Source organism: Desulfovibrio sp. DV (genome assembly GCF_001936595.1).
Taxonomy (GTDB): Bacteria; Desulfobacterota; Desulfovibrionia; order Desulfovibrionales; family Desulfovibrionaceae; genus Solidesulfovibrio.
In genome coordinates, this window is the sequence record NZ_MLBG01000049.1 from 21,650 (window position 1) to 30,909 (window position 9,260).

Consider the following 9,260-nt stretch of genomic DNA (forward strand, 5'->3'; position numbering starts at 1 on the left):
GACCGCGCCAAAGCGCGCCCCCCAAAGGGGGCCGGTCTCGGTCAGCCGGCCAGACCCAGGCGGTCGGCGGCGGCCTCGGCAGCCGTTTCGGTCAGCGACTCCATGAGCGGGCCGTGGTCCAGGCCGGCCAGATGGAGAAAACCGTGGGCGAGAAGCCGGGCCATGTGCAGGCCCGGCGGCTGGCCGTAGAGAAAGGCCTCGCGGGAAACGGCGTCGAGGCTCAGCGCCATTTCACCCAGATAGTCCGGCCGATCCGGGTCCTCGGCCGGAAAACTCAGGATGTTGGTGGGGCCGGGCAGCCCCAGAAATTCCCGGTTGAGGGCCTCGATGGCCCCGTCGCCGGCCACCTGCAAATCGAACTCCCGGCCCGTGAGGTCCAGGGCCTCCTGGATGGCCTCGCAAAGGGCCGCCAGCTCGGGCCGGGAGGCCGGCAGGTCGGGAGCGAAAACGCCCCGGGCAAGGCCTATCATGCGGCGTGTTCCGCAGCCTTGGCATCCACGGCGCAGGCCGGCTCTTCGCGGTGCTTGCCGTTTTTCTCGGTGGTCTTGGCGCTCGGGTATTCGATGCGCTGGTGGAAGATGCCGGTTAAGATGCGGTGGAAGGTATCGGTTAGAAGCGTCAGGTCCTTAAGCGTCAACTGGGACTCGTCCAGCTCGCCCTCGGTGTAGATCTTGCGCACGATGTTTTGGATATGGCCCTTGATCCGGCTTGGCGTCGGATCAACCAGGGTGCGGCTGGAGGCCTCGATGGCGTCGGCCAACAGGATCAGTCCCGCTTCCTTGGACTGGGGCTTGGGGCCGGGGTAGCGGTAGTCGGCCTCGCGGATGGGATCGTCGCCCTTGGCCTCGGCCAGTTCCTTGGCCTTGTGGTAGAAATAGGCAATGAGCGTGGTGCCGTGGTGCTGGCCGATGAGGTCGGTGAGCGCCTCGCCCAGGCGGTGCTCGCGGGCCAGTTCGATGCCTTTTTTGACGTGGGAAATGAGGATCAGGGCGCTCATGGACGGGGCCAGCTTGTTGTGGCGGTTCTCCTTGCAGGAGATGTTTTCAATGAAGTAGTGCGGGTTTTTAAGCTTGCCGATGTCGTGGTACAGGGCCGCGACCTTGGCCAAAAGCGGGTTGGCCCCGATGTTTCTGGCTCCGGCCTCCACCATGTTGGAGACAATGAGCGAATGGTGGTAGGTCCCCGGCGCTTTGACCATGAGTTCCTGAAGCAGCGGCTGCTCCAGGTTTAAAAGCTCCATCAGCCGGAAGCGCGAGGTGTAGCCGAAAACAAGTTCCATGATCGGGGCAATGCCGACCACGGCCAGAAGCGACAGGAAGGCGGACAGGGCGACGAAGGCCAGGCCCGTGCCGACCACCGACGGGTCGTTTAGGTCCATCAGGTTGACCGAGACCCACATGACGCAAAGCGCGGCCAGCAGCGGCAGAACGGATTTAAACAGTTGGGAGCGGGTTTCCGAACGCTTGATGAGATAGATATAAATCATCGAGCCGACGAAGTAGTAGCAAAAGACGCCAATGCCGCCGTAGACCATGTTGGCGGCCAGAAACGACAGGATGAGGCTTATGAAGATGCACAGGCGCTTGGAGAAAAACAGCGCCAGGATGCCGGCCGCCCCGGCCATGGGCAGGCTGAAGGCAAAGTAGATCGAGCGCGTCGCCTCCGGGAGGCCGCCGCCGCCGGGCAGGGTGACCACGTCGGCCATCTTGGCCAGCATGCCGAAGATGAGCAGCACCACCCCGAGAAATACCCAGTCCGTGCTGCGCACCCGTTTGATGCCGGCCCGCTCCAGGGAGACGTAAAGGACGGCCAGGAACATGAGGCACATGCCAAAAAGGCCGGTGGCCCGAAGCAGGTTGTAGGGGCCTTTGCGGTGGGAATACAGGGCCTGGAGCTTGAGCTGCTGGATCGGTCCCACCCGCTCGCCCTGGCGCACGATGATCTCACCCTTTTTGATGATGTAATACAGCGGTTCCACGGCCCGGGCGATCTCGGCCTTGCGGGCCTGGGTGGTGTCCTGGTTAAGCGTCATGCTGGGGGCGATGAGCGGATAGACCAGGGTGTAGACGGCCTTGCGCAACCGGAAGGGCTTATTGAGCGACACCTTGAGCAGATGCTCCAGGTCGTCTTTTATCTGCTTGGTGTCCTTGATGTCGTGGGTGTCGACGCGAAGCGTCTCCATCTTCGAGGGCAGGTCGCGCAAAAGGATGCCGCTTTTGTACGGCATAAAGACCGAGGCGTTGCTCACAACGCCTGGTTCGTAGTTCTGCCTGAGCCAGGGCAGCACGTCTTTTTGCAGGAGATTTCGGAACTCGTCCTGCCGCCAGACCTCGATGATGTCGCCGCCGATCTCGGTATTGAGATTCTCGGCGATCTGCCAGCGCAGCTTTTCCAGGTCTTCGCCCGGGGCCGCCGCGCGCACCGAGGCAATGATGTCCTCGACGCCCTTGGCCAGGGCCTCGTAGGGCAGGGGGCTGACGTCAAAGACCGGGGGCTGGGCCTCGGTCACCTGTTCGCGGCGACGGGCCGTGGCCTCCATGTCCTCGATCTGCAGGGTCTGGTCGGCGGCCACGTCCTGGGTGGCAATCTCGCCGGCTGTAAAAAGGCGCACCGAGGTGTCGAGGCCCAGCCTGGCCACGAAACACAGGGTGAAGGTGACGGCCAGGAAAAACAGAAAACCCGGCGCCCAGTCGGGAACCGTGAACCCGTTTGCCGACTGGACCGGGGAGGGGGCCTTGATGGCCCGCCTAACCCTGTCGACTATCTCGCTCATAGGCCTGAATAATCCTTCCCACCAGGGGATGACGGACAACGTCGGCATCGCTGAAGGTGATGAAATCGATGCCGCGTACATTGTGCAACACCCGCCGGGCCTCGACCAGACCAGAGGCCGTATGGGCCGGCAGGTCGACCTGGGTCACATCGCCCGTGACCACGGCCTTGGAGGCCAGTCCCAGGCGGGTGAGAAACATCTTCATCTGTTCGGGGGTGGTGTTTTGGGCCTCATCCAAAATGATGAGGGCATCGTTTAAGGTTCTGCCCCGCATAAAGGCCAGGGGAGCCACTTCGATGACTCCGGTATCCAGCATTTCGCGCACTTTGCGGAAATCGAGCATGTCATTTAAGGCGTCGTAGAGGGGGCGCAGGTAGGGATTGATTTTTTCCACCATGTCGCCGGGCAGGAAACCGAGTTTTTCCCCGGCTTCCACGGCCGGCCGGGTGAGGATGAGCCGCTTGACCCGGCGCTCCAGGAGAAAACTCACACCCATGGCCACGGCCAGATAGGTCTTGCCGGTGCCGGCCGGGCCGATGCCGAAGACGAGGTCCTGGCGGCGGATGGAGGCAATGTAGTCGCGCTGGATGGCCGTGCGCGGGGCAATGGTTTTTTTTGCGGAAACAATGAGGGATTCTTCGCGGTAGACGCGTTGCAGGCTGGCCTCGGGTTCCCGGGCCAGGACGCTTAGCGCCTGCTCCACATCGGCCGGGTAGACCGGCTTGCCCTGGCGCAACAGGCCATAGAGCTGCACCAGCACGTTGGCCACGTGGGTAAGCGTCTCTTCGGAATCGGCCCGCACGACAACGGCGTTGCCGCGGGTGTCGAGACGCGCCCCGGATTTGCCGGCAATCAGCGCGATATTTTCATTGTGGGGCCCAAAAAGGTCCCTGGCCAACTCCGAATCGTCAAATTCGAGCCGGCGTTCCAGGCACAGCGTTTCCATCATAACGTTACAACGTCCGTTTGCGGTCCGAAACCTGCGCGCACTCCGGTCACGCAAATAATACAACGTACCGGCAAGAACAAGTAAAACCGTGCGTTCACGTCGTTTCCCGCAATTTTTCCAGGGCCGGGTCCACAGCCGCCCGCACCGTTTCCAAAATCCGCGACACCGTCACCTGGCCCGGGGCCGCACCCTTGACGCGCCGCACATCGCCCACCCGGGCCACCCACACATCGGCCGTGCCGGAACCGGCGGCGCAACTGGCCAGCGCGGCCAGGCCCGCAGCCTCCAGCAGGCTTTGGCGCGGCACCTCGCGGCCGGGATGGTCGCGGCGAAGGATCACATGCGCTCCCGGGCCGTCGGCCGCGTGGAACCACAGGTCGAAGGGGCTGGCAAGTCGCAGGAGCTGGTCGTTGGCCTTGGCGTTTTTGCCCCGAAGGGCCAAAAAGCCGTCGGAGGTGCGGTAGGCATGGGCGGCCACACCCTTGAGGCTGCCTGAGGGGCCTGGACTGGCGGCGATGCGTTGCGGGCCGTGTTCCCGACCTTGTAAGTCTTTTTTTGCGCCTTGCAAGTCCCGGCGCCGGGCAGCGATGGCGGCCAGGCCTCGTTCGCCTTTGGCCGCCAAATGATAGAGTTTTTGCATGTTGCCAAGGATGGTCAGGGCTGGGTCGAGCCGCAGGATCTGCCGGCCGCCTTCCGGGGTTGGCAGAGAAAGTTCTGGAATTTTAGAGGCTTTGTCCAAAGCATGGAGATTGGCGGCAATGGCGTCGGCTTCGGCCTTGCGGGCGATAAATGCCCGCATCCTGGCCTCGTCGGCCGCCAGGCGGTCCAGGGCCCGGGCCTGCCGCCGCCGGCCGGCGGCTCCGGCGGCGGCCTCGGGCGCGTCCCGGCGGCCCGAGACCTCGCCAAAAGCCAGGGGCAGGCCGAAGGCGGCGGCGGCTTCCAGGGCGGTGGCAAAGGCCTGGACCGTGTGGCCTGCCGGGAGCGTACCGGGCCAGTCCACGGGCCACAGGGCCTGGGGTTCGCCGTTTTTTTGCTCCAAAAAAAAGCCGTCGCCTGCGCCCTCGGCCAGCCGGGCATAGACGGCCGGCCGCGCGGCTGCCGACAGGGCGGCCAGCCGGCGGCGCAGATTCGGAGAAAGCTGGGGATGGGTCTGCCAGATGTCGGGGTCGCTTATAACCGCCTCAAGGGGCGGCCAAGCCGGCTGGGCCGGAGTGGGTTGGGACGGTGTGGCCGCGTCGATGAGGGCCGGGAAGGAGCGGGGATCGAGGGCCAGGGCCGGGCCTTCGCCGGTGAAGGCCAGGATCAGCCGGCGGCGGGGCCAGTCGGCCGAAACCTGTTGCACCCGCCGGCCGCGAAGATATTTGCGTAGGCGCATGGCCGCTGCCGGGGCGCGTTCGGGCTGGGCGGTTTTCTGGCCGGACAGGAAGAGGAAATATCGGCCCGTGCCGTAGCGGACGTGGAGGTGGACGGTTTTTTTGGCCTCGCAGCCAGGGATGACGCGGCCGGCCGGCAGATAAAAGGTCAGGGTGGCCACGTTGGGCACCGGCAAAAACACCTTCTCCACCCTGGCTCCCGGCAGGGCGTCCGTCAGTTCGCGGACCAGAAATCGAAAAAAAACAGCCTCCATGGGCTCTTGCCTCCCTCCGGCGGACAACGCCCCGTGCTGCCGGACCGGGGAGGGCCGGACAGATCCCGGGGCGACGGGCCGGGGGCGCAACGGGCCGGCCTGACGCAGAGGCCGCATCGCCGTGCCTCCGCTTGAGCCGGCGCTGTTGCTGCGACCGCGTCAGACGGCGGACCGGCTAGTCTCCCCGAAGGTCCTCGTCGGCTTCCTGGCGGCTTTTGCATTTGATGCAAAGCGTGGTGACCGGGCGGGCCTTGAGTCGGGCGACGCTGATGTCCTCGCCGCATTCGACGCACTCGCCGTAGGTGCCGTCATCGATGCGGTCGATGGCTTCCTTGATTTTTTTGATCAACCGCCGTTCCCGATCGCGCAGACGCAGGGTGAAGGCGCGGTCGGATTCGGCCGTGGCCCGGTCGGCCGGGTCGGCGTACACCTCGACGGTGTCGGTCATATCCTCAATGGTTTCCTCGCCCTTTTTGAGAATATCCTGAAGCATGCCATTTAAAAGTTCGCGGAAAAAATCGACGTCCTTGGGATCCATGAAGTCCTCCTCGGCCGCCGGCTAAACAGCTCCGGCTTGAAAATCGATTCCAATAATCAAAAGCATTGCAGAGGTAAAGGGGTATTGCTCGGCGCGCGAAAATGTCACGGGTCCATGGGTTGATAAAATGGACGCGCCCCGGCCCTTGCCCAGGGCCGGCCGGCGGGTTACAGTTTGCAGATAATGGCGACCGGCGTTGGCGGCCGGGCAGGTGGATGCATTCAAGGCAAAGGAGACAGCCATGGGTCTGGGGTGTCAGGAGGCGCCATGCGAAATCCGCACCCTTTGCGGAGAATTGCAAAAAATCGGCTGCGGCAACGATGCTTCCTGGCTGGCCGTTTTGCTGTTTGTCCGCAATCTGTTGCGACAATTCACTATTTTTGATGATTCCCGCAAAAAGAGCCTGCAGGAATACATTTTTTCCGAGCTGGCCCGGCGCGATCCTTCCAGCGACCACCTGCAGTTGATGCTGCGCGGGATGGAGCTGTTTTTGACCGATCATCTGCCCATGGTCGCCATGCGGGAGAAGCTGGCTTCGGAGCAGGCCGCGTCCGAATCCCTGGCCCGGTCCATCACCGATTTCCTGGAAGAGACCCTGTCCTCGGAGCAGGAACGCTCCAAGCTCGTGGGCCGTTTCGGCCGTGAAACCATGGACACCCTGGCCGGCGGCGAGGACCCGGCGGTGATGATCCCGCGGCTGCGCCAGCTCGTCACCACCATGCTCACCCATTACCGGGAAGAGGCGCAAGCCTGGGAGCGCAAGGCCCAGCAACTTGAAAAAGTCATCCAGGTGGATCCGCTTTTAGCCCCCCTGCACAACCGCCGCTCCCTGGAAGAGCATTTGCGCATGGCCATTGCCAAGGCCCAGGGCACAGGCGCGCCGCTTGCGGCCATGATGATCGACGTGGACAACTTCAAGACGGCCATCAACGACGTCTTCGGCCATGTGGTCGGCGACGACGTCCTGCGCACCCTGGCCAAGATCATCGACGCCCATGCAGGCCGGCACGGCTGGTTTGCCGCCCGCTTTGGCGGCGACGAACTGGTGCTCGTGTGCGACATCGACGGCAACGAGGCCCAGTTCCACGCCGACGCCATCCGGCTGGCCGTGCAGCATTATGATTTTTTCCCACGCATCGACGGCCGGCTGGCCGAGGCGCCCATCCGGTTCACCGTTTCCATCGGCGTGGCCGAACTGACGCCCGGCATGGATGCCGAAGCGTTTCTCGGCGCTGCCGACGCAGCCATGTACCAGGTGAAACATTCCGGCCGCAATAATGTAGCCCAGTTCGAAGCACCCGGCCCCTGACCAGAAATGCCGCCTGCGCCGCTCGTTTGCCGGTCGTACGAATATCTTTTCTTTTTATCCGAAAGACGTATGCTGCCACCCAATTGCCATCCGGTCTTCGCAAGAGGCCGGTATGGTTTCTTCCCGGCGAGGCGGATCGTCCGTCGCCCGGGTGCAACAGACCCTTGCAGGAGGGAATCATGAGCGAACAGGAATGCGCCTACTATCGCAGCCTCTATGATGTGGCCATGTGCATCAATTCGAGCCTTGAGCCGGCCACCGTGCTTCACGCCATCGCCGAACAGGCGACCAGGGCGCTTTCAGCCAAGGCCTGCTCCATCCGGCTCCTGGACCGCCAGGGCAAAACCCTGCTGTCCGGCACGTCCTATGGCTTGAGCAAGGGTTATCTGCGCAAGGGCACCGTGGAAGTGGCCAAAAGCAAGATCGACCAGGAAACCCTGACCGGCAAGGTCGTCCAGATCAAGGACGCCGGCAACGATCCGCGCTTCCAGTACCCTGATGCCGCGCGCGAGGAAGGCATTGCCTCGGTCATGGCCCTGCCGCTGACCGTCGAAGGCCGGGCCATCGGCGTCATGCGCCTTTATTGCGACAACATTCGCGAGTTCGAACCCAGCGAAATCCATTTCGCCACGGCCATCGCCAACTTAAGCGCCATGGCCATCGAAAACGCCCGGCTGCATCAGGCCCTTCGGACCGATTACGAACTCTTGACCGCCTACGAATACACCATGCACGAGTAGGAGCAGGCCCATGCAAAAACTACGCATCGCCATCAACGGATTCGGCCGCATCGGTCGGCAAGTCCTGAAAGCCATTCTCGAACGCCACGCCGAAGCCATGGACGTCGTGGCCATAAACGACCTCTTCGACGTGGCCACCAACACCCATTTGCTGTCCTATGACACCAACTACGGCAAATTGCCCGTGGCCGCCTCGGTCGAAGGCGACGTTATGATCGTCGGCGATTGGCGCATCCGCAACTACGCCGAGCGCGACCCCAAGGGCCTGCCCTGGAACGAACTTGGCATCGACGTCGTCATCGAAGCCACCGGCATCTTCCGCACCGGTCCCAAATGCCAGGCCCACATCGACGCCGGCGCCAAGAAGGTCATCATCACCTCCCCGGCCAAGGAAGAGGATCTCACCATCGTGCTTGGCGTCAACGAGGACCGCTACGATCCCGCCGCCCACCACATCCTCTCCAATGCCTCCTGCACCACCAACTGTCTGGCCCCGGTGGCCAAGGTGGTCCATGAGCAGTTCGGCATCGTCAAAGGTGTGATGACCACGATCCACTCCTACACCAACGACCAGCGCATCCTCGATCTGCCGCACAAGGATCTGCGCCGGGCCCGGGCCGCTGCCTGCAACATGATCCCCACCTCCACCGGCGCGGCCCAGGCCGTGGCCCTGGTCATCCCGGAACTCAAGGGCAAATTCTCCGGGCTTTCGGTGCGCGTGCCAACGCCTACCGTCTCCCTGGTCGATTTCGTGGTCCAGCTGGAAAAATCCACCACCACCGAAGACCTGCGCGCCGCCCTGAAGGCCGCTGCCGACGGCCCCCTGGCCGGCATCATGGGTGTTTCCGAGCTGCCGCTGGTGTCCTCGGATTTCAAGGCCGATCCCCGGTCCTCCATCGTTGACGCCGAGTACACCTTTGTCCAGGGCGGCGACATGGCCAAGATCCTGGCCTGGTACGACAACGAATGGGGCTATTCCTGCCGGGTGGCCGATCTGGTGGCCTTCATGGCCGAAAAGGGCCTGTAAACTTCCGGATTTTCAGCCTCGTCTTCACGGGCGGGAGGGCTTCGGCCCTCCCGCCTTTTTGTTTCCCGGAAGACAATTTTGAAGTTCAAATTGTTTGACACTCAAGAAATACCGATTTAGAGATTCCTCGCGACTCGTGCCAATGGGGGGGCCCGGAGGACACTGCCGCTTGCCCGCTGGAGTAACAGTGGTTTCCGCCAGGCGTTGGCTTCGGCTGTCATGTTCTTCACCCGACTGGAGTGTCGGCCAGCGCCAGCCCCGAGAACCTTCTTCCGTTGCAGGGGTCCGGGGGGGTAC

At 63.3% G+C, this 9,260-nt stretch carries 8 protein-coding genes; 3 read left to right on the forward strand and 5 right to left on the reverse strand.

What is annotated here, in order from left to right; translation table 11 throughout:
* Positions 1–41: 41 nt before the first annotated feature.
* The 5 genes from ybeY to dksA form a co-directional block, all read right to left on the reverse strand.
* Positions 42–470 (reverse strand): rRNA maturation RNase YbeY, encoded by a 429-nt coding sequence (gene ybeY / locus DVDV_RS12095; protein ID WP_075354914.1) that lies wholly within the window; start codon positions 468–470, stop codon positions 42–44.
* The gene (locus tag DVDV_RS12100; protein WP_075354915.1) at positions 467–2,773 is read right to left on the reverse strand and encodes an HD family phosphohydrolase; all 2,307 of its coding nucleotides are present in this window, start codon (positions 2,771–2,773) and stop codon (positions 467–469) included. The genes ybeY and DVDV_RS12100 overlap by 4 nt, the downstream gene beginning before the upstream one ends.
* Positions 2,748–3,722 (reverse strand): PhoH family protein, encoded by a 975-nt coding sequence (locus DVDV_RS12105; RefSeq protein ID WP_075354916.1) that lies wholly within the window; start codon positions 3,720–3,722, stop codon positions 2,748–2,750. The genes DVDV_RS12100 and DVDV_RS12105 overlap by 26 nt, the downstream gene beginning before the upstream one ends.
* Before the next feature lie 94 nt (positions 3,723–3,816).
* Positions 3,817–5,349 (reverse strand): NFACT RNA binding domain-containing protein, encoded by a 1,533-nt coding sequence (locus tag DVDV_RS12110; protein ID WP_075354917.1) that lies wholly within the window; start codon positions 5,347–5,349, stop codon positions 3,817–3,819.
* A gap of 175 nt (positions 5,350–5,524) precedes the next feature.
* Positions 5,525–5,887, reverse strand: a complete 363-nt coding sequence (dksA, locus tag DVDV_RS12115) for an RNA polymerase-binding protein DksA (protein ID WP_075354918.1) — start codon at positions 5,885–5,887, stop codon at positions 5,525–5,527.
* Positions 5,888–6,128: 241 nt separating this feature from the next.
* Between dksA and DVDV_RS12120 the strand changes: the two genes are divergently transcribed.
* The 3 genes from DVDV_RS12120 to gap all read left to right on the forward strand — a co-directional run bounded on the left by DVDV_RS12120 (position 6,129) and on the right by gap (position 8,963).
* Positions 6,129–7,196, forward strand: a complete 1,068-nt coding sequence (locus DVDV_RS12120) for a GGDEF domain-containing protein (RefSeq protein WP_075354919.1) — start codon at positions 6,129–6,131, stop codon at positions 7,194–7,196.
* Between the two features lie 179 nt (positions 7,197–7,375).
* A complete protein-coding gene (locus DVDV_RS12125) occupies positions 7,376–7,936 on the forward strand; it encodes a GAF domain-containing protein (RefSeq protein ID WP_075354920.1) in 561 nt (186 codons plus the stop codon).
* A gap of 10 nt (positions 7,937–7,946) precedes the next feature.
* Positions 7,947–8,963: a type I glyceraldehyde-3-phosphate dehydrogenase gene (gene gap, locus DVDV_RS12130; protein ID WP_075354921.1), complete on the forward strand. Its 1,017-nt coding sequence runs from the start codon at positions 7,947–7,949 to the stop codon at positions 8,961–8,963.
* Positions 8,964–9,260: the final 297 nt, after the last annotated feature.

Coding starts and splice junctions, on each gene's coding strand:
- DVDV_RS12120 (WP_075354919.1), top strand. CDS start 6,129: ATGGGTCTGGGGTGTCAGGAGGCGCCATGCGAAATCCGCACCCTTTGC.
- dksA (WP_075354918.1), bottom strand. CDS start 5,887: ATGGATCCCAAGGACGTCGATTTTTTCCGCGAACTTTTAAATGGCATG.
- gap (WP_075354921.1), top strand. CDS start 7,947: ATGCAAAAACTACGCATCGCCATCAACGGATTCGGCCGCATCGGTCGG.
- DVDV_RS12125 (WP_075354920.1), top strand. CDS start 7,376: ATGAGCGAACAGGAATGCGCCTACTATCGCAGCCTCTATGATGTGGCC.
- ybeY (WP_075354914.1), bottom strand. CDS start 470: ATGATAGGCCTTGCCCGGGGCGTTTTCGCTCCCGACCTGCCGGCCTCC.
- DVDV_RS12110 (WP_075354917.1), bottom strand. CDS start 5,349: ATGGAGGCTGTTTTTTTTCGATTTCTGGTCCGCGAACTGACGGACGCC.
- DVDV_RS12100 (WP_075354915.1), bottom strand. CDS start 2,773: ATGAGCGAGATAGTCGACAGGGTTAGGCGGGCCATCAAGGCCCCCTCC.
- DVDV_RS12105 (WP_075354916.1), bottom strand. CDS start 3,722: ATGATGGAAACGCTGTGCCTGGAACGCCGGCTCGAATTTGACGATTCG.